This window comes from Ensifer adhaerens (assembly GCF_020035535.1).
Classification (GTDB): domain Bacteria; phylum Pseudomonadota; class Alphaproteobacteria; order Rhizobiales; family Rhizobiaceae; genus Ensifer.
This window is the reverse complement of record NZ_CP083351.1, coordinates 651,981-671,109: the sequence shown is the minus strand read 5'-3', so window position 1 is coordinate 671,109 and position 19,129 is coordinate 651,981. Positions and strand designations below refer to the sequence as shown.

Sequence of the window (19,129 nt, the reverse complement as noted above, 5' to 3'; positions counted from 1 at the left end):
ACCTACGGGTTCGCACCCCTGTCGCTTCACCGGTTTTACATTGCCGAAAGTGCGATCTGCCCAAAGTGCGACCTGCCCGAAGTCCTCAAGAGAGGGGAGTGCATGGACCTATCATTTACCGAACTCGACTCGCTCAAACCGGAACTTGGCGCCGAATTCACGGGCGAGGGGACCCATTTTGCCCTGTTTTCTGCGCACGCGGAAAAGGTTGAGCTGTGCCTGTTCGCGAAGGATGGCAAAAGAGAGACCGCCCGGCTTGCCCTCCCCAACAGAGAGGGGGACATCTGGTCTGGGTTTATCGCCGGACTTTCGCCGGGCACCATATATGGGTATCGGGTCCATGGCCCGTACGACCCGGCCAACGGACACCGTTTTAATCACAATAAGCTGTTGCTAGACCCGTATGCAAAACAGATCTTCGGCCGCTTGCAATGGCATGATGCACTGTTCGGTTATCAGGTCGGAGACGCACAAGCTGACCTGAGCTTCGATGAACGTGACAGCGCCCCCTTCATGGTAAAGGCTGTCGTTCAGGACCCTGATTTCGACTGGTCTGGAGAAGAGGCGATCCGGCGCCCCTGGAACGACACCATCATCTACGAAGCGCATGTGCGCGGTTTGACGATGTTGCACCCTAAGATCCCAGATGAGGTGCGTGGTACGTTTCGCGGCATGGCACATCCTGTGATCATCGACCACCTGACGCGTCTCGGCATCACCGCAATTGAACTCTTGCCGGTGCAACACTTCGTCGACGACCAGCATCTCATTGACAAAGGGTTGAGCAACTACTGGGGATATCAACCCCTGGGATATTTCGCGCCAGAGCCGAGATATCTGTCATCTGGGAGCATCCAGGAATTCAAGTCAGCGGTAAAGGCATTTCACGCGGCCGGCATCGAGGTGATCCTCGACGTCGTTTACAACCATACGGCCGAGGGGTCGGAACTGGGTCCCACTCTTGGGTTTCGGGGGATCGACAACATGAGCTACTACAGGCAGTCTCCGCAAGAGTTTCGGCACACGTTCGACACGACCGGAACTGGCAACACCCTCAATGTCGCTCATCCGATGGTTTTGCGGATGGTGCTGGACAGTCTTCGCTATTGGGTGACGGCAATGCATGTCGATGGCTTTCGCTTCGATCTTGCAAGTGCATTGGGCCGCGAAGACCTCGACTTCGACAGGGAGGGCGGTTTCTTCGACGCGATCCGGCAGGATCCGGTGCTGGCCGGCGTAAAGCTCATTGCCGAGCCGTGGGACGTCGGCGACGGAGGCTACCAACTCGGCGGCTTTCCGCCCCCGTTTCGTGAATGGAACGACCGTTTCCGAGATGACGTCAGGCGCTTCTGGCGCAGAGACGAAGGAATGCTACCTTCCCTCGCCCAAAGGCTGGCCGGGTCGTCGGTAGAGTTCAACCATGCCGGGCGGACCGCCACGTCCTCGATCAACCTGGTGAGCGCCCATGACGGGTTCACACTTGCAGATGTGGTTTCTTTTAACGAACGGCATAACGCCGCAAACGGCGAAGAAAATCAGGACGGTCATAGCGCCAATCATTCGGACAATCTCGGCGCTGAAGGTCCGACGGAGGATCGCGAGATTACAGAAAGGCGTTTTTGCCGGCGCCGAGCCCTTTTGGCAACCTTGATGCTGAGCCAGGGCGTACCGATGATCCTTGGCGGGGATGAGCTCGGCAACAGCCAAGCCGGAAACAACAATAGTTATTGCCAGGACAATTCGACGGGCTGGATCGATTGGGGTGCAGCAAATCCCGATTTTCTGGAGTTCTGCCGATCGGTAGTTGCATTTCGAAGTGGCCATGGACTGGTCAAGCAAAATCAATTTCTGGATGAGGAGGCAGTTCGGTGGTTCGCGGCCGAGGGACAAGTAATGTCTCAGCAGCTGTGGGAGGATCCCAAAACCAGCATCGTCGGCATGCTGCTTCTAGGCGATGGGCAACAGGCCGATCTCCTGATCGTCATGAATGCAGGCGAGGAGTGCCATTTCATGCTTCCGCGCGAATACAAGGAAGGCTTACGGTGGCGACGCGTTCTCGATAGCGGCACTGGCGATTTTTCCGACCGCGCGGCGAACGTCGTTGAGCTGGTACCGGGGCAAAGCGTTGTCGTTTTCTTGGCAGATACGTAGTAGCGCTAGGTTTCGACCTGCAAGCCTCCTTGGTAGGATGTGCAGCGGCCCTGAATGCGCGTTTGTTGTGGACATGGGTTGCGCCAAGAACGACCGCCGCACGTTGTTTTGCTCGTTGAACGAACGAACCTCACCGCACCTATCGGACGCGTCGAGGAAGCGATCTTCCGTGAGGCCTGTCGCTCACTTCCAAGTAAAATGTGGATATCCCGGCGTACATGTCCGTGCCGTCCCGTGCGGTACAAGCATCGCTTCTCATCGCGTATCGCTTGCTTTACGCCGGACAGACGGATGAAACGAAGGGAGTTCGCCTCCAAAAGGTGAGGTGAAGCAGCCGTGGGCAATCGCGGTTTCAGGCAGCGAGTTTTCGTAATCCGCTCCGTGTGGCACGATAGCTGCCGCCGTGGGGCAAAGCTTTGCAAAACTTGCGCCCGGACCCAGGCGTATTCGCACGACGATAAATGATCCCTGCTTGCATGACATCAATCTGTATCCCAGCCATCCGTTTGGACCTGCCAAACACGCTTTTTGCACAAACGTTCCGAAACCCGGGCGGTGTGTTTGGATCGTTGAGGCGCGATGGGAACAAACGCGCGGTTCCACGGTTTGCTCCTGCAAACAACTTCGAGGAGGGCTGATTGTCATGAGCGACACGGACGAACTCATTCGTCGGCGCGCCTATGCGATATGGGAAAGCGAAGGATGCCCCGACGGCGAGGATAGACGACATTGGGAGCAGGCAAGCCGCGAGATGGCAAAGCGCAAGCGCCCCCCTTCAAGCCAGGAGGCGGACAGTGCCACTGGAACCGTGGTCGCGCCATCGACCGCTCCACGCGGCGCAGCCGGTCGACCGGCCGACGAGGGGTAAGAGACGAAAGGAGCATACCATGCGCATCGTAGACATCATGACGCGGGACGTACGTGTTCTCAGTCCTGAGGACACGATCGCGACCGCGGCGAAGGAAATGGCGCAAAACGACGTCGGCTTCCTTCCGGTGGCCGACAACGATCGCCTGGTAGGAATGATCACTGACCGTGACATCGTCATTCGCTGTGTCGCAGAAGATCGCGATCACACCATGCGGGTTGGCGAGATCATGACCAACGACGTGAAATACTGCTTTGAGGACGAAGATGTATCCGATGTGGCAGGCAACATGGGGCAACAGCAGGTGCGCCGATTGCCGGTTGTCGACCACAACAAGCGTCTCGTCGGGATCGTTTCGCTGGCAGATGCCGCACGGCGAGACCCCTCGGTTGCCGGCATCGGTCTGAGGGACGTCACGGGCCCGGGCGGCGCGCATAATAAAAGGCCGCATTGAAATGGAAGGCTTCAACGATCCCCCTCACTCAAACAGCCGGCTCTTGTCTGCATCCGAGGAACTGAACTTGGCAAGAAGCGTTGCAGTCAAGGCGCATGCCGGTCAGACGGATAAGGCCGGAGAGCCGTATATCCGCCACTGTGAGCGCGTTTGCGATGCGGTCGCCGGCCACAAGGCCAAAGCTGTGGCATTGCTCCACGACGTCCTCGAAAAGGGGCCGGGCTGGACTTCGGCAAGGCTGCTCGAATGCGGTTTCTCGCCCCAGGTTGTCGCTGCCGTGGAAAACCTTACGCAGCGGCTCGACGAAACCAAGGACGCGCTGACTATCCGCGCAGCGACCCACCCACTGAGCCTTGCGGTGAAGCTCGCCGATTTGAAGGACAATCTTGCGCAGGTTGAAGCGCAAGGAAAAAGCGGCGCAGCATACAGGCATAGGATTCGTCTTCTCGAGAAAGCCGCACGTCACGTCCCAACACACACACACGCTGATGTGGGGCCGGATTAAACGCTTTGGCCAACATGTCGACGACGAGAAAACGCGCCGGTCCTCGGATTGCACCGTTTTCGTTGCTTTAGCCCCCTCATGCTTGTTCAGATAGCCAGTCAGCAGGTCCGCACATCCTCGTGGAAGAGCACGCACGACCGCCCGCCCACCGTTGTCGGAAACTTTATTGAACTCGTGTTTTTTCGCCATGATCGGAAGGGGGTCATCGGTCGTGATAGGCGAGCTTTCCAAATTCGTCAGGGTGGTACCGGGAGTTTTCCGCCCGACTCTGGCATGGGCACGTCGCAAAATCGTCATCGACCTACCGCAGCAACCCCTGGCCGCCATCCACCCAGATCGGAGTGCCCGTTACGTGCTTTGCGTCGTTCGATACCAGGAACTGGATTACGGCGGCAACCTGTTCGGGTTCGCCGGGTTCGCCACCCGTCAGCGGAATATCGCCATCAGGCCACTCGACAGGTACGGCGGTTTCGGCTTTTCCCCGCAGGGTGCTGTTGTCGCCAATCGACGTTTTGATCGCACCCGGGCAAACGGCGTTGACGCGTATATGATATTTGCCGAGTTCCAATGCAAGTTGCTGAGCTATGGCCAGTTGCGCAGCTTTCGTTGCCGCATAGGCGGTTGCGCCCGGTGTCGTAAAGGTCCTCGTCCCATTAATCGATGAGACGATCACGATTGCCCCAGCTCCGGCGGCCTTAAGGTGAGGAACGCAAAAGTGGAGTGTCAGGTAGGTGCCACGCAGGTTAACCTCGATCGTATTGTCCCATTCGAAAGGCTTAAGGTCATCGATTGGGGCCCAGACCCCGTTGACGCCGGCATTGGCAACCACGATGTCGAGCCTGCCGTAGGTCGCGATCAGTTGCGCAACGGCTGCGCGCATCTGTTTCTCGTCCGCAATATCAGCTTCAAGGGCCACGGCATTGCCGCCACGAGAGCGGATTGTTGTAACCGTTTCCTTGAGCTCGTCTGCGGTCCTTCCGAGAGCACCGATGTTGACTTGAAATGCCGCAAGCCTTTCGGCTACCGCCCTTCCAATTCCCGAACCGGCTCCGGTAACCAGGGCCACACTGCGTCCCGTCGGCTGCATCGTCCACCTCTCGTTGAAGCGTCACGCAAGATGCTCCCCGTTATCCGGTCGCGCTTCGGTTTGCCTTAACTTTCAGGCGAGCCCTTCACAACTGGCGAGCAGGCAGGTTGTTCCGGGTGGTGCAACCCGCTCATCGCATAGCAGGCGCCGAGCGCCGATCGATGTCGGGCGAACAGCAACGTCAGAACGGCTGCTGTTAAACGGCACGGGTAAAAGGCGCGTCCATTTTCCACTGCCTTTGCGCGCAGGTCCGGCCGCGATCAATCGAGCGGTCGCAATGGCATCCCCCGGCGAAGTGGCACAATGGTCGAACGTGGACGCTCCAACCACATTGCATTCTCAAAGAGCGTCGCCTCGTCGCAAATGCCATTGCGGAAAAGTCCAGTCAAATAGCGCGCGAGCCGTTCCGCTCTTTTGGTGTCCTTGGAAATGTTGCGCCAAAGACAAACGCGATCGAACGTGCGTTGGAGCATCTCAAGCTCCGCTTGGCCGATCTGTCGGTCGAATATTTCTGACCCTGCTTCCACCATTAGACCCTCCCATGGTCATGGAGAAAACTACCGGCGGTCACGCTGTACAATGGAACCCGACCCCCGAGTGCGGGAGGTTCCTAACCGCCGGCCGCAAGAATGGTTCCCCTGGTCTATGGTAGTCCCTAAAATCCTGGCCCCTAACGTGCGGAACTTTGCTGGGTGCGCCGGGTTAAGCGATGAGCTGAATATGGAAAGGAAGACGCCACGCCTGGTTGGAAAATGCTCGGAGGGAGGGACATTTGCGTCCTGCCGCGCCGACTACTTGTGGTCTTGTCCACTCTAACGGGGTGCCAAGGAGCTCAGTCCGCCTTGAGCCCGGCGGGGATGGAGGCAAATGGGACCTTTGGCTTGCTCGTCACAATGACAGTCGCGGCTGGACTAATCTGGCTAGGCGTCATCGCGATGCTTTGCTTTGCCCTTCGCAGCCGCCGACAAACCATTGGCGAAGAAGCCGCAAACGCGATCGTTCTGTGGGGTGGGGCGGTGACGCCGTCGATCGCCACTCTGGTTCTTCTTGCCTACGCGTTTTGGCTCATTCCTTCGCTCAGACCGTTCGCCGCGACCAGCGAGCCGGCCATTCGCATCGAGGTCACGGCCCGTCAATACTGGTGGCAAGTGGTCTACCTCCATCCGGGGCCGCCGATTGTGACTGCCAATGAAATCCGGCTGCCGGCCGGCCGCCAGATCGAGTTCGTCTTGAGGAGTGACGATGTCATCCATTCCTTTTGGATACCCTCGCTCGCCGGCAAGATGGACATGATCCCCGGCCGGCAAAACCGATTGTCCGTCATCGCGAACAAGACGGGCGTTTATCGCGGGCCCTGCGCAGAATATTGCGGCACCTCGCACGCACTGATGGCACTGACTGTGATCGTCATGGAGCAGAGCGCTTACGATACCTGGCGGACGGCTCAAACAAAGCCGGCGACCCAGCCGGATGGCAAAGCAGCTGACTTGTTCGTCAAGCACGGTTGCGGCGCCTGTCACCGTGTTGGCGGGACCGAGGCGTCCGCCACGCTTGGGCCAGACCTCACTCATCTTGGATCAAGACTAACCCTGGGCGCTGGCGCGACCACAAACACCAAGGACAACATTGCCCGCTTTATCCTCGCGCCCGATGCGGTGAAGCCCGGAGCAAATATGCCGGCCTTTTCAATGCTCCCGCGTGAGGACATTCGCACGATTGCTGCCTGGTTGAAGGGGCTCAGATGACCTGTCCGAGTGCGCCCATAAGCGATGAAGAGCGTCAGGCGCAGACCGAGCGCCTGCGCAAAGTCTGGGAAAATCCGACCGGATGGCGCTATTGGACAAGCGTCAACAACACCCAGGTGGGGCTCTGGTACGCGACGACTGCGTTTTCATTTTTGCTCTTTTCCGGCGTCCTGGCGCTCATCATGCGTGCTCAGCTTGCTGTGCCCGACAACGACCTTGTCTCGGCCGACTTCTACAACCAGGCCTTTACGCTGCATGGCACGGTCATGATGTTCCTGTTTGCTGTGCCGATCTTCGAGGCTGTGGCGATCTTCCTGTTGCCCCCAATGATCGGCGCAAGGGAATTGCCGTTTCCCCGGCTTGGTGCCTTCGGTTTCTGGAGCTTCTTTCTCGGAGGAGTTTTTGTCTGCGGTTCGATTTTCTTCAACGCCGCACCGTCATCAGGCTGGTTCATGTATCCGCCGCTTGCAACAGACGAGGAACTGTCAGGGATCGGCGCCGACATCTGGCTCCTTGGTCTCTCCTTCATCGAGGTCGCTTCGATCGCGGCCGCGGTCGAGCTGATCGTTGGCATCATGAAATGCCGTGCGCCCGGCATGCGCATCAATCTTATGCCTCTTTTTGCGTGGTACCTGCTGATCGTCGCAGGCATGATCCTCTTCGCCTTTCCGCCCTTAATTGCCGGGGACCTGTTGTTCGAACTTCAGCGGATGTTCGATTGGCCATTCTTCGATCCAGCGCGCGGCGGTGATCCGTTGCTTTGGCAACACCTGTTCTGGATTTTCGGCCATCCCGAGGTCTACATCATCTTCTTGCCCGCAATCGCGCTGATGGCGATGATCGTGCCGACCTTCGCCCAACGGCCAATCGTTGGCTATTCGTGGATCGTGCTTGCCGCAGTGGGCACGGGCTTTCTTTCTTTCGGACTGTGGGTCCACCACATGTTTACAACCGGGCTGCCACAAATATCGCTCGCGTTCTTCTCGGCGGCCTCAGAGGCCGTGGCGATCCCCACGGCCGTACAGATCTTCGTTTTCATCGCAACCATGCTTGCCGGTCGGGTCATCGTCTCGACGCCGATGCTTTTCGGAGCCGGCGGTATCGTCATCTTCGTGATCGGCGGTTTGACGGGAATGATGGTGGCGATCGCGCCCTTCGACTGGCAGGCCCATGACACCTACTTTGTCGTTGCCCACCTGCACTACGTCTTAATTGGCGGCATGCTTTTTCCCGTGGTCGCGGGTATCTACTATTACTATCCGCTGATCGATGGAAAACATTTATCTGATCGGCTCGGCCGCACCGCCTTCTGGCTGATGTTCACCGGCTTCAACGTCACCTTCTTTCCGATGCATCTGACCGGTCTTCTCGGCATGCCGCGCAGGGTCTTCACCTACCCGGACGACCTCGGGTGGAACTGGCTGAACCTTATTTCCAGCATCGGAGCATTTTTGTTTGCGGCTGGCGTAGCACTCGTGGTGGTCGACGTCGTTCGTCCGAAACACCGGCAAGAACGCGAAGAACAGAACCCCTGGAACGCCGGCACGCTCGAGTGGATCAGCGAGCCTGAAGAAAACTGGGGTGTGCGTTCAATCCCGCATATCTCGAGCCGCTATCCCCTTTGGGAGCAGCCGACACTCGCCCGCGAAATTTCGGAAGGACGTTGGTATCTCCCCGACGCCAGGGAGGGACGACGCGAAGGGCTGATCACTTCGGTGCTCGACGCGCGGCCAGAACAGGTCTTGAGGGTCGGCGGCACCTCCTATGTCACCATCGTCTCGGCCTTCTCGCTCGGTGCGGTTTTCGTCGCCCTTACGTTTAAGTGGTGGATCGTAACCGCGATTGCTGCCCTGATGTGCTTTTGCGCCATTCTTTATTGGCTTTGGACCGGAACGGCCGAGATTCCCGAGAAAACTGAAAAAGATATCGGGCTTGGGCTTTGCTTGCCGCTCTACGCTTCGGGGCCCGCTTCCGTCGGCTGGTGGGCTATGTTCATTACGATGATTGGAGACAGCACGGCGTTTGCCAGCCTGGTGTTCGGCTATTTCTTCTACTGGACGGTCCACGACGATTTCACTGCAGGCTTGACCGGGCCGGGCATGACCTGGCCGCTCATTTCAGCCACCCTCTTTGTCGCAGGCTGGCTCGTCACGCTGGCGGCGCGACACTTCAACAGCAGGGGAGAAGTCGTCCCTTGTCGTGCCGCGCTTTCAACAGCGCTTGCGCTTGCGACCGCCGCATCAGTCGCAGGGCTTAACGGCCCCTGGTCGCATGGCATGGACCCAACCGCCCATGTCTATGCGGCAATCGTCTGGGTGCTGGTCGGGTGGGCCATAGCTCATGCGGCTGTCGGTGCTGTGATGCTTGGCTATTGTCTTGCCCGCAGTTTTGCCGGCCGCCTCACCCCCAGCCACGACATGGATATCCGCAACCTCGCTCTCTACTGGCATTTCCAGACGATCACCACCACGGTCACATTTTCCGTGGTTGGCTTGTTTCCGGAGGTGCTTTGATGCGCCTGCTGCCAAAAGAGATCGAGTCTCTCTGGACCCTTTTCACCGCGCCGGCGATATGGGCTTTCCACTTTCTCCTTTGTTATCTCAGCGCCGCCGTCTTCTGTGCAAAGCCGGGACTGTTCGGCACGGAGTTCGGGTCACTGCGCACAGGGATCGCGTTCGCGACCATCGCAGCCCTGACGGGGATCGCTCTCTCGGCATTCCTTGCCTGGCGACAATGGGGGTTTGGTGCTCACGATCCCCCGCATGACGACCCGACGCGTCATGACCGGGTCCTGTTCCAAGGCTTTGCAACGCTGCTGCTTTCGGGTCTGAGTTTCGTCGCCGTCTTACTGACGGCCATGCCGACGATTTTCATTTCGGAGTGCCTGCGATGAGCGGGTTATTTTTAGCGCTTGGGACAGCCATCCTCGCCTCGATCTGGCTGGGGCCGCTGCTTATCCTTTGGCGCGGATCGATAACCGCGCATATGCTGGCCCACATGGGCATCTTAGCCATCGTCGCTCCGCTGTTGGCGCTTGGTCTGAAACACCGCCTCGCTCAGGCAAGGACGTCGAACGCCGCGTCGTGGCCAATCGTTGCCTCGCTTGTTGAGCTCGTCGTTGTCTGGGGATGGCATGCACCGGCAGCGCGCCGTTGGGCCGAAAGCTCCCTAGCCGGCACAGTGGCAGAGCAGGTCAGCTTTCTTGTAGCCGGGCTCTTCCTCTGGCTATCCTGTCTCGCCGCCGCAAGCACCAGCAAAGCCGCCTGCCAAGCGGCCGGTGCCTTCGCTCTGTTGCTCACCACGATCCATATGACTTTGCTCGGTGCTCTCCTGGGCTTGAGCGCCCGCCCGCTTTACGGAGACAGTGACGTAACCTGCTTCGGAACAACACTCACCGCAGCGCAGGATCAGCAGTTGGGCGCCGTCATCATGTTGCTGCTTGGGGCGGCCAGCTATCTTGCAGGGGGTGTCGCGCTATTGGCGGGGCTCTTCGGCGAACCCCGGCGGAGGGCTTTGTAATGCGCGTCCGAGGGAGAAATCTCGCCATCGGGCTTGCTGTCCTACCATTCCTTGTGGTCTTCATTGCCTGGACTGGTTTCTTCAATGTCGCAGCATCCACCGGGCATTGGAAGATCACGGAGTGGTTCTTGCATTTCGCCATGCGCTCGTCCATTCGCAACTATGCGCTCTGGGTCGACGTTCCAAACCAACTTCCTCGTGAAGGGCTCCAACCGGCCGCCGGCCATTTCGCACGCGGTTGTGCCATCTGCCACGGCGCGCCAGGTGAACCCCGTTCGGCCGCCGCGCTCGCCATGTTACCACAACCCCCAGACTTGGCGGGCGTCGTTGAAACATGGAAGGATGGGGAGCTCTTCCGCATCGTGAAGCATGGTGTACGCTACACAGGGATGCCCGCCTGGCCAACACAGGCGCGCGATGACGAAGTCTGGGCAATGGTTGCTTTCTTGCGCCATCTTCCATCAATGGAGCCCGTGACCTACCGGGCACTGGTTCACACAGAAGCACCGACGCGTCAAGGACAGACGCCGGGATGCGAAGGCGTCCTGACAGAATGCAGCCGCTGTCACGGCGTCGATGGCATGGGGCGCAGCCCGCTCACACCGCCGATTGCCGGACAGAGTGAGATATATCTTCTTGAAACTCTGCGTGCCTATGCCGACGGGCGTCGTCCAAGCGGCATCATGCAACTCTCCGTCCAAGCGGTGGACCGGCTACATCTGCCAGCGCTCGCACGGCATTTTTCGGCTTTGCCGCGCAAAACCAGGGTCAGCGATCAAAACGACGGTGCCATGCGCGGCGAAGTGATCGCACGCCGGGGCCGCCCCACCGACAACGTGCCCGCGTGTTCTGGCTGCCATGAAGGCAGCGCGCGCAATCCGGTTTATCCAGATATCGAAGGACAATCAGCGCTCTACATCGCCACTCAGCTACGCCTGTTTCGAGAGGGGCAAAGGGGTGGAACCCGTTTCAGCCCGATCATGCAGAGCGCCGCGCGCAGGCTGTCGGATGAGGATATTGCAGATGTCGCGGCTTATTTTTCGCAACTCGCTCCAAAGCACTGAAGCACCCTGGACGCGGAGTCCAAAGGACTGCGCCTGTGACAGCCTGCTGATCACCATCCTTGTTCTTGTCGAGACGGCAGCCATCACCATGATGTCACGGTACGAAGCGACCGTCGGCTTTCGTCTAATCGAGGCAATGGATACCTGCGGTGAACCTCACAGAGGCGACGCCGTGGTCGGACCGAAAGGCGCGGGACGGCGCCCTTCATCTTCCTGTCGACTGCGCCTCGCGCAAAATAGAGGTGACGCTGGTGGACCTTGTCCCTTAGGCGCCCTAACCGAAGCGCTGCAAAGGATTTTCCAGAGCCCAGGCGAGCGCAGTCCAGGCCTGCAAGCGATGGGGAACAATTGCGCAAACGAGATGTTTTAAGGTGTCATTGCTCGGCCGACCCGTCCGCAGTAGGCGCTTTTCAACGAACCGGGATGTCATGCGGCAGATCACGGACCAACGGAGGTCTTCATGCAGATTATCAATGTCGAGGTCGTGCGCACGACCGGTGCTGGCGGACAGGACATTCACCGGGTGCATTTTTGCGGAGAGGGTGGGGAGTCGATCACTGTCGACATGGCCAAGCTCAACGAACCGACGGACGATGTGGCCGCGATCGACCACGCCAAGGCGCTTCTTGTCCAAACCGCAGCCTTCAGCGCTGCCGCCAATGAATATGACGCGAGAAGCAATGGTAATTTCGACGAAGTTGCCGCGGCGGCGGTGAGCCACGGCGATGGTACCGCCACCTATGTCTTCGAGTATAGAGACAGTGCCGGCATCAATCGGACACCACCTTCCATCATGCCAAGCCTTGAAGCCGCGCGAAAAGAGGCATTGCGTGCGGCCCGGGAAATTCTGCGAGAGTTTGTTGAAGGGGAGGAGGAGCAGACGGATTGGCTGGTGCGCGTTCGCAATTCAGACGGAGACCTCTTGTTTGCCATAGACAAGGAAGAGGCGGCCGCAGGAAGCGGCGACGCCCCTTCTGGATCGCCAGTCGCGTCTAACCCGGGGCGAGAGGACCGCTCAAGTACGATCTGCGCAACGTTCGAGACGCGCCAGGCTGCGGATCTCGCCGTCGAACATCTGGTTCAGCAACAGGCCGTGTCGAGGCCGGACATATTCGTGGGGTCGGCAACGGAGCGAAACACCGCAGGGTTGACTGCCTCAGGGGGAGATTTTTCCCATGAACAAGGGGCGCGCGACGATGCTCCCCTTAGAGGCGAGATCGAGGTCTCAGTCGACATCGCAGCCACGAAGGCTGAAGCCGTCCATCGCACACTTGCCGATGCAGGAGCAAAACGGATCTGGAGCCGGTAAGCGAAGGAGAAGATCCGCGAGGCTTGGCCGCCGCCCCCGCCAGGCGCCTCCAGGTCTCACGGATTGCATCTGCCTGCAAGCATGAGAACCAGGTTCCGCTCCAAGGTAGGAAATCTCTCCGAGGCGACCGTTGTTTGTGAACAACGCGTCAGGAGAGCGGCTTTTACGAGACCGCTGAGACCACATGCCAGCACCGCAGAGCGTGTTTCGCGAGCGTCCGCAACTACCACAATCTCCATCGGCTCCCGGTCACGCTACTCCTCGAATAATTTCAGCACGTGCGCAGTCATCAATTAAGCTTGGATCAGGGCGGCATTCCGGATGCCTGTCGCCAAAAAGCGCCAAGGAACCTAATTGCACCTCGACGGTTCGCTGCGCATGAAAGATACGGATCGAAAAGCCAAGGCCGGCATGGCCAAGTTCGTTGTGACGATTACGGCGCTCGCGCTTTTCCTGGCAGCCATTTACGTCGTGTTCTGGACGCCCGGCGCGACCGAAAAGGACCAGCCGGTTTCACGCGCGCCTGATCAATCGAACGGCCCTGATGATTGACGACGAGACGCCCACGCAGCTTGCGCCCTCGCACGACACGCCCGTCGAACCTGTATCCTTGCGGAAAAGGCCTGATTATAGGCCTGCGCAGTGGCAATCGGCGCGTGTTGTATACACGCGTTACCCTCGCTTATGGGATGTTTTTTAGCACTCGCTGACTGATCCTTCGCACCTGCTAAGCCTTGCGCTCCATCATGCTTTTCAAAGGCTCGCGCGCGACATTCGCCCTGATCCGGTCTTTTCCGGGCGTCTCCTCAAGCGACTTTTGGAAGTTTCTCGAATAGTCAGCGGGCATGATCGGCGGCATCATCGGCTCGTAGCGATCCACATAGGCCTGGATAATGGACGGACTGTCGTGTGAAAACACCTCATTCATGACCGCTTCAATTTCGCTAAACTCTCGAATTGTATAGCCTTCCCCGCCCATGGCCCTGGCAGCAAGCGCGAAATCGATTGGCGCGAGTTCACATCCAAATTGCGGATGACCAAGAAACATCATCTGCTCCCAGGCGATCTGGTTTAACATTCCGTTGCAAATCACCAGCAGCTTCAGCGGGATCCGGTGACGAACCGCTGTTGAGTATTCGCCGAGCTGCATCGCTAGGCCGCCGTCGCCGACAACGGCATAGATCGGCCGTCCTGGGAAGGTGATGCCGGCCGCAATCGCATAAGGAAGCGCGCTTGCCATCGAAGCGAGAGCGCCAGACACAAGGAACGCGTTGTTTGCCGTCAGATCGAGATGTCTTGCCGCAAGCTCGGTATTCTGCCCGGAGTCAGCGATCACCACTCCGTTCGGAGCAATCCTTCTTCCAAACGCCTTGACAACCGGAGCAGGTTTCAGAGGAGAACACTCTTCTCCTTGCAAGATCTCCATCTTTTCTCGCCAGTTGCGCGAGCGCTCTTGGCAGATTTTGAGGAAAGTACTGTCGCTTGCCTGATCGAGCTTCGGCAATAGTCGATCAAGAACAGCTTCAGCATCACCAACGAGACCGACGTCGACCGGGTACCGCAGGCCTATACGCTGCGCGTCGCAATCGATCTGGATGCACCGGGCGGTCCCGGGCCTTGGATAATATTCGATATAGGGAAAGCTCGAGCCAATGATCACGAGTGTATCGCATTCCGAAAGTGCACTCTGGGAAGCGGCTGTTCCGAGGATGCCGATGCCGCCCATCGAGAATTCGTCCCTGTCGTCAAGGACGGTTTTGCCGAGCAATGCCTTGACGACAGGAGCTGCCAGGCGTTCTGCAAGAAGGCGGACCTTTCGCCCCGCCTCAAGCGCGCCGCGTCCAACAAGAATGGCCGTCTTGCCGCTCGCGTTCAAGATCCGAGCTGCGTCGTCAATAAGCCCTGCTTGCGGGACCGGTTCGGGTTTGAAGTAGCGCGCGGAAACATGCCCTTTCAGATTGCGTCTTGAGCGAGAGGCTTCCCCTTCCTCCTGTCGATCGCTGGCAATGGAAATGTGGGCCACGCTGCGTGTTGAAAGGGCGCTGCGGCAGGCGAGATTAGCGATATTCTCCATGTGCGCTGCATCCGACACCTGCGCGTTGAACGTTGAGACGTCTTCCATAACCTGGGTGAGGTCGACATCCTGTTGCGTGAAGGTGGAGGCAAGGTCATGATATTGCATTCCGGTAATCGCAAGCACCGGCATCTGATCCAGCTTGGCATCATAAAGGCCGGTCAACAGGTTGGTGCCGCCCGGGCCGGAGGTCGCAAGACATACGCCGAGCCGGCCCGTCAGCTTTGCGTGAGCACAGGCCATGAAGGCGGCGGATTGTTCATGGCGAACCTGGATGAACTCGACCTCTTCGCGGCGCTGTCTCAACGCTTCGATGATGCCATTGATACCATCTCCCGGCAGGCCATAAACCCGATCGACCTTCCATGCGATCAGACAATCGACGAGCACCTGTGCAGCATTGGCCATTGTCGCGTCCTCTTCTTGCCTCAAATTGTCCCCTAAACCAACAGTGGCATTGGTTGTTCCAAGCCGAGGAGGTTCTCTGCCATTAGAGCCTCAGCAGCGCTGAAGGGGTAGGTTCGTGGCGATGGATCATTTTTCGCCGTCTGTGGTTCCGTCCCATAGCGCTTGATTTCGAGCGCGATTAACGAGGAAACCACCACGATGCGGATTTCCATTGCTCTTGGCTTTTGCCTGCTCGCATTCCCCGCTCTCGCCCATGACGCCCCCAGCGGCTGGAGCTATCCAATGTCCTGTTGCTCGAACTTCGATTGTCGCGAGGTACCCGCCGCCGACATCGGTGAGCGCCCCCAGGGCTTCATCGTAAATGCGACCGGTGAGACTATTCCCTACAAAGACTCTAGGATCCGACAATCGCCTGACGGTGAATATCATTGGTGTTCGACGAACGGGTCGCACACCGGGCGCACTATCTGCTTGTTTGTTCCTCCGCGCGACTTTTAACGGGCCTTGGACCACAATGTGTCCGTTCCGCAGGGGCAGTCCGAAAGCCCTCAACTGACCGGGGCGTCTGCGTGGATAAAGATCGATCGGTGCAGTCGGATTGAGGAACAACTTGACGGCTCCGTGGTTCGAGCAAATCGAACACGGGAGAGACGTCAATGCGAACGATTACGCTGACTGCGGCTTTGATCCTGGCCGCGACATCGGTCCTTGCCCAATCTGCTGCGGAAAAGTCCGGCATCAACAGCCTTGTCGGGGCGGCGCCGAAGACGGAGGACTTCGTCAAGGAAGTCTCGATGAGCGATATGTACGAAATCGAAACGAGCAGGCTGGCTTTGGAGCGCGCCGACGCGGCGACAAAGACGTTCGCCCAACAGATGATGCAAGATCACCAGAAGACAACCAGCGAGCTCAAACAGCTTTTGGACAGCGGTAAGGTCAAGGCTGCAGCGACCAGCACCATGTCAGAAGATCAAAACGAAGCCCTGGGCAAGCTTAAGGAACTGCAGGGCGCCGAGTTCACCGACGAGTACCGCGACAACCAGATCGACGCTCATGAAGACGCAGTCGATATCTTTGGACGCTACGCCGACAGCGGCGACAACCCTGACCTTAAGGCATGGGCAGCCAAGACGCTTCCTGTGCTTAAGCATCACCTGGAAATGGCCCGGGCGTTGAAGTAGGCGCGTCTTCGTCAAACGGCGAGTGGGCCAACGTCCTGTCGGCTTCCTCATTGCACCGCGTTGGGAAAGGGTGGGGTACCGATGCGCGCAACCAGTTTCAATCCTGATTGTTCTTACCTCATCAAAGGGGGAGGGTCGCATGCAAAAAATCAGATATGAAGTCGTACAGCACGACGGAGGTTGGGCCTACAAGGTCAACGATGGCTTTTCTGAAACCTTCTCAACGCATGGCGATGCGCTAGCCGCGGCAAAGATCGCCGCGAACCAACATGAAGCCCCTGGCTCTGACGAACAGATCGAGTTTCAGGACGCCAAAGGTCGTTGGCACGAACAAACATCTTCCGGATTTGACCGTCCCCAAACAGAAGTCATCGATACCAGGCCGCAAATTGCGGAACAGCAAGCCGATCGAGCGGGACCGCTAAAAATTTTCCTGCTGGCGACCAGTGCAGTGCTGGTAATGAATTTCCTGCTCCGTCTTTCTCGACGTCGCTGAGCTCAAACGGCCTGACAATTGGATTGATAAAATCACTTCTCCACACGCAACATCAGGGAGTATAAAACATGCACACCCCAGAAATACCATGGACCGTTCCCTTGTCGGTTCGGCTGCAATCCGGTTCCGAGCGTCTGTTTTTCTCTGTTCACGCTGCCCTCGACTTCCTGGAAAACGAGTGGCCGACACGCAGTGGCCGCGGTTACGAAGGCGCTGTGCGCAGCTGCCGCGGCGCCTTGAAGCGGGCCACGCCCGCTGCCGTCGCGCGCGAGGCCTTCGTCGGTGCTTGCCTTGAAGCCGGCATGGTGCCAACTGCGATTGCGACGTTGCGAACGCCTGAGCGGATCGAGAAGGCATACACCTGATTGCGCAAGATATTGAGCGACCTGAGGCCGTCCCTCACCGGTTGGCGAGCATGAAACGAACGGCGGCAGGAAGATGCTGTCGCCCGGACCTAGTCGTCGTTGCAAACGCGATGAATTGTCGAATATTCACTCTGTTGGCCGAACCTATCTCGGTTGGCGTTTCCCGGAAGATCACGGTGCCTTCCCGAGCACCTCCCTCGGATAGAGAGAGAGGCAGCAGGCGGACGTTTCGCCTCAGGAAGACGATGAAACTATTCAGCCCATCAAGCTTCATGAACAGGAACGACCGATAACGCCGGTGCGCGCCAAACTGTTCGCGCTGTTACGGAACAAGATGGGGAAATCAAAAGTTGGACTGCATTGATCACAAGGTCGACGAAAGAGACAAACCCCGTGCGCTCGAACACACCGAAGCGACCTTTCTTCGGCAACAGCGATGTTTCAATGCATGAACTCAAGGAAATCCTCTTCCGGGTAGCCTCCCAGGTCAGCGAAGACAAGGTGACGCTCGTCGCGGCGGGTGTGACATTCTATGTCTTACTTGCTGTCTTTCCGGCACTGACTTCGCTTGTGTCGATATACGGCCTTGTTTCGGACCCCTCTGCAATCGGTGGACAATTGGCAAACCTGTCTGACGTCTTGCCGTCACAATCGCTTCAATTGGTTTCCCAGCAACTGGAATCCTTGGTGTCCCAGAAAGCATCCAGCCTCAGCTTCGGATTCATCGCTGGATTGCTCGTTGCGCTTTGGAGCGCGCGCAACGGAGTTGCCTCGCTTTTCGAGGCGATCAACATTGCCTATGACGAAACGGAGGAACGAAGCTTCATTCGTCTCACCCTGCTCAGCCTCTTTTTCACCCTGGCCGGGCTCGTCTTCCTGGCGCTGCTGATTGCTTTGATAGCGGTAATGCCGGCCATTCTTGCCACACTTTACCTCGATGCATGGGTAGAAGGATTGGCGAAGTTCTTGCGATGGCCGTTGCTTCTTCTCCTGGTCGGGGTGGGCATCACTTTGATCTACCGCTATGGGCCTGATCGCGAGCCGCAAAAATCCAGATGGTTCACCTGGGGGGCAGCGATCGCCACAATCTGCTGGTTACCGGTTTCGCTGCTGTTCTCCTTCTATGTCGACAATTTCGCGGACTACAACGCCACCTACGGTACCATGGGGGCACTAATCGGGTTCATGCTTTGGATATGGGTATCGACCATCATCATCCTCGTCGGCGCGGAACTGAACGCAGAACTGGAGCAGACAACGTCACCGCGTTCGCCCGGCGATGAGAAAGATTGACCGCTATCCCAAACCACCTGCGACCGTTTGACGAGGCCCGCGAGGAACAAAGCAATCTCCTTAATGTTCGGCAAGAAAGACGCTAAAGACGGAACATGAACGATGAGCGAGCCGAAAATCCGTTCGATCTGGTACGCATACGGCTACGCCTGGGTCACCCTGATCCTATTTTTGCTTTCGCTGGTTGGTCATTGGGTGTTCGGGGTTTGCGTATGTCGATCAGCAGAGTGCATTGGGGCAATCGCCAGAGACAGCCGCATATGTTATCGAAATGTCGCGCGATACGCTGGAAAACTGGCAGTCGGAATTCCTGCAACTCCTTTGGCAGGTTGGGGGTCTCGCGTTTTTCCTGTTCGTCGGCTCTCCGCAATCGAAGGAGGGGACGGACCGGGTCGAAGCAAAGCTGGATGAATTGCTGAAGCCTCTTGACCCGGAAAAGGGCAAGGCGGTCATCGACAGGCTCGATGACCATTATGGTGGTCGACCTACGGGCCAGCCGCATCAACACAGGCCTTGAGGAAAACCCATGGGAGCTCTTGTACTTGTAATTATCATGGCTCTGCCGCTTGCAGCGGCATTGGTTCTTTTATGGACCGGGCCGTTGTGGAGC

At 58.2% G+C, this 19,129-nt stretch carries 21 protein-coding genes and 1 pseudogene; 18 read left to right on the top strand and 4 right to left on the bottom strand.

Annotation, left to right across the window (positions count from 1 at the left end):
* Nucleotides 1-102 precede the first annotated feature (102 nt).
* From glgX to LAC81_RS37855, 4 genes are all read left to right on the top strand, one after another.
* The gene (glgX, locus tag LAC81_RS37870; RefSeq protein WP_223730684.1) at nt 103-2,151 is read left to right on the top strand and encodes a glycogen debranching protein GlgX; all 2,049 of its coding nucleotides are present in this window, start codon (nt 103-105) and stop codon (nt 2,149-2,151) included.
* 643 nt (nt 2,152-2,794) lie between these two features.
* Nucleotides 2,795-3,019, top strand: coding sequence for a DUF2934 domain-containing protein (locus tag LAC81_RS38705; RefSeq protein ID WP_419195925.1), 225 nt, complete (start codon nt 2,795-2,797; stop codon nt 3,017-3,019).
* A gap of 19 nt (nt 3,020-3,038) precedes the next feature.
* Nucleotides 3,039-3,473: a CBS domain-containing protein gene (locus LAC81_RS37860; protein WP_223730683.1), complete on the top strand. Its 435-nt coding sequence runs from the start codon at nt 3,039-3,041 to the stop codon at nt 3,471-3,473.
* A gap of 1 nt (nt 3,474) precedes the next feature.
* Nucleotides 3,475-3,978 carry an HD domain-containing protein gene (locus tag LAC81_RS37855; RefSeq protein WP_223730682.1) on the top strand — a complete coding sequence of 168 codons (504 nt, stop codon included), beginning with the start codon at nt 3,475-3,477 and terminating at the stop codon, nt 3,976-3,978.
* A 301-nt stretch (nt 3,979-4,279) separates the two neighbouring features.
* Here the strand turns inward: LAC81_RS37855 and LAC81_RS37850 are convergent, their stop codons facing one another.
* Nucleotides 4,280-5,065, bottom strand: a complete 786-nt coding sequence (locus LAC81_RS37850; RefSeq protein ID WP_223730681.1) for an SDR family oxidoreductase — start codon at nt 5,063-5,065, stop codon at nt 4,280-4,282.
* 260 nt (nt 5,066-5,325) lie between these two features.
* A complete protein-coding gene (locus LAC81_RS37845; RefSeq protein WP_223730680.1) occupies nt 5,326-5,595 on the bottom strand; it encodes a hypothetical protein in 270 nt (89 codons plus the stop codon).
* A gap of 327 nt (nt 5,596-5,922) precedes the next feature.
* Here LAC81_RS37845 and coxB point away from each other — a divergent pair, with 327 nt between their 5' ends.
* The 8 genes and pseudogenes from coxB to LAC81_RS37810 all read left to right on the top strand — a co-directional run bounded on the left by coxB (nt 5,923) and on the right by LAC81_RS37810 (nt 13,254).
* Nucleotides 5,923-6,810, top strand: a complete 888-nt coding sequence (gene coxB, locus LAC81_RS37840) for a cytochrome c oxidase subunit II (RefSeq protein ID WP_223731076.1) — start codon at nt 5,923-5,925, stop codon at nt 6,808-6,810.
* Nucleotides 6,807-9,323 carry a cytochrome c oxidase subunit I gene (gene ctaD, locus LAC81_RS37835; RefSeq protein WP_223730679.1) on the top strand — a complete coding sequence of 839 codons (2,517 nt, stop codon included), beginning with the start codon at nt 6,807-6,809 and terminating at the stop codon, nt 9,321-9,323. Before coxB ends, ctaD begins: the two co-directional genes overlap by 4 nt.
* Nucleotides 9,323-9,703, top strand: coding sequence for a hypothetical protein (locus LAC81_RS37830; protein WP_223730678.1), 381 nt, complete (start codon nt 9,323-9,325; stop codon nt 9,701-9,703). Before ctaD ends, LAC81_RS37830 begins: the two co-directional genes overlap by 1 nt.
* The gene (locus tag LAC81_RS37825; protein WP_223730677.1) at nt 9,700-10,329 is read left to right on the top strand and encodes a cytochrome c oxidase assembly protein; all 630 of its coding nucleotides are present in this window, start codon (nt 9,700-9,702) and stop codon (nt 10,327-10,329) included. The genes LAC81_RS37830 and LAC81_RS37825 overlap by 4 nt, the downstream gene beginning before the upstream one ends.
* Nucleotides 10,329-11,393, top strand: coding sequence for a c-type cytochrome (locus LAC81_RS37820; RefSeq protein ID WP_223730676.1), 1,065 nt, complete (start codon nt 10,329-10,331; stop codon nt 11,391-11,393). The genes LAC81_RS37825 and LAC81_RS37820 overlap by 1 nt, the downstream gene beginning before the upstream one ends.
* Nucleotides 11,394-11,853: 460 nt before the next feature.
* Nucleotides 11,854-12,315: pseudogene (locus tag LAC81_RS38700) on the top strand (DUF6894 family protein); the annotation flags it as partial.
* Between the two features lie 102 nt (nt 12,316-12,417).
* A complete protein-coding gene (locus LAC81_RS37815; protein WP_223731075.1) occupies nt 12,418-12,702 on the top strand; it encodes a hypothetical protein in 285 nt (94 codons plus the stop codon).
* Between the two features lie 354 nt (nt 12,703-13,056).
* Nucleotides 13,057-13,254, top strand: a complete 198-nt coding sequence (locus tag LAC81_RS37810) for a hypothetical protein (protein ID WP_223730675.1) — start codon at nt 13,057-13,059, stop codon at nt 13,252-13,254.
* Between the two features lie 175 nt (nt 13,255-13,429).
* On the opposite strand, the gene LAC81_RS37805 is transcribed toward LAC81_RS37810, so the two are convergent.
* Nucleotides 13,430-15,184: a thiamine pyrophosphate-binding protein gene (locus LAC81_RS37805; protein WP_223730674.1), complete on the bottom strand. Its 1,755-nt coding sequence runs from the start codon at nt 15,182-15,184 to the stop codon at nt 13,430-13,432.
* A gap of 32 nt (nt 15,185-15,216) precedes the next feature.
* On the bottom strand, nt 15,217-15,396 hold the full coding sequence (locus LAC81_RS37800; RefSeq protein ID WP_223731083.1) for a hypothetical protein: 180 nt from the start codon (nt 15,394-15,396) through the stop codon (nt 15,217-15,219).
* Between LAC81_RS37800 and LAC81_RS37795 the strand changes: the two genes are divergently transcribed.
* The 6 genes from LAC81_RS37795 to LAC81_RS37770 all read left to right on the top strand — a co-directional run bounded on the left by LAC81_RS37795 (nt 15,383) and on the right by LAC81_RS37770 (nt 19,036).
* Complete coding sequence (locus LAC81_RS37795) at nt 15,383-15,682, top strand: hypothetical protein (protein ID WP_223730673.1); 300 nt, start codon at nt 15,383-15,385, stop codon at nt 15,680-15,682. The genes LAC81_RS37800 and LAC81_RS37795 overlap by 14 nt on opposite strands.
* Nucleotides 15,683-15,840: 158 nt before the next feature.
* Nucleotides 15,841-16,365: a DUF4142 domain-containing protein gene (locus LAC81_RS37790; RefSeq protein WP_223730672.1), complete on the top strand. Its 525-nt coding sequence runs from the start codon at nt 15,841-15,843 to the stop codon at nt 16,363-16,365.
* A 139-nt stretch (nt 16,366-16,504) separates the two neighbouring features.
* Nucleotides 16,505-16,861: a DUF2188 domain-containing protein gene (locus tag LAC81_RS37785; protein WP_223730671.1), complete on the top strand. Its 357-nt coding sequence runs from the start codon at nt 16,505-16,507 to the stop codon at nt 16,859-16,861.
* 68 nt (nt 16,862-16,929) lie between these two features.
* Nucleotides 16,930-17,226: a DUF982 domain-containing protein gene (locus LAC81_RS37780; RefSeq protein ID WP_223730670.1), complete on the top strand. Its 297-nt coding sequence runs from the start codon at nt 16,930-16,932 to the stop codon at nt 17,224-17,226.
* 444 nt (nt 17,227-17,670) lie between these two features.
* Nucleotides 17,671-18,519, top strand: coding sequence for a YihY/virulence factor BrkB family protein (locus tag LAC81_RS37775; protein WP_223731074.1), 849 nt, complete (start codon nt 17,671-17,673; stop codon nt 18,517-18,519).
* Nucleotides 18,520-18,703: 184 nt separating this feature from the next.
* Nucleotides 18,704-19,036, top strand: coding sequence for a DUF6766 family protein (locus LAC81_RS37770; protein WP_328717934.1), 333 nt, complete (start codon nt 18,704-18,706; stop codon nt 19,034-19,036).
* Nucleotides 19,037-19,129: the final 93 nt, after the last annotated feature.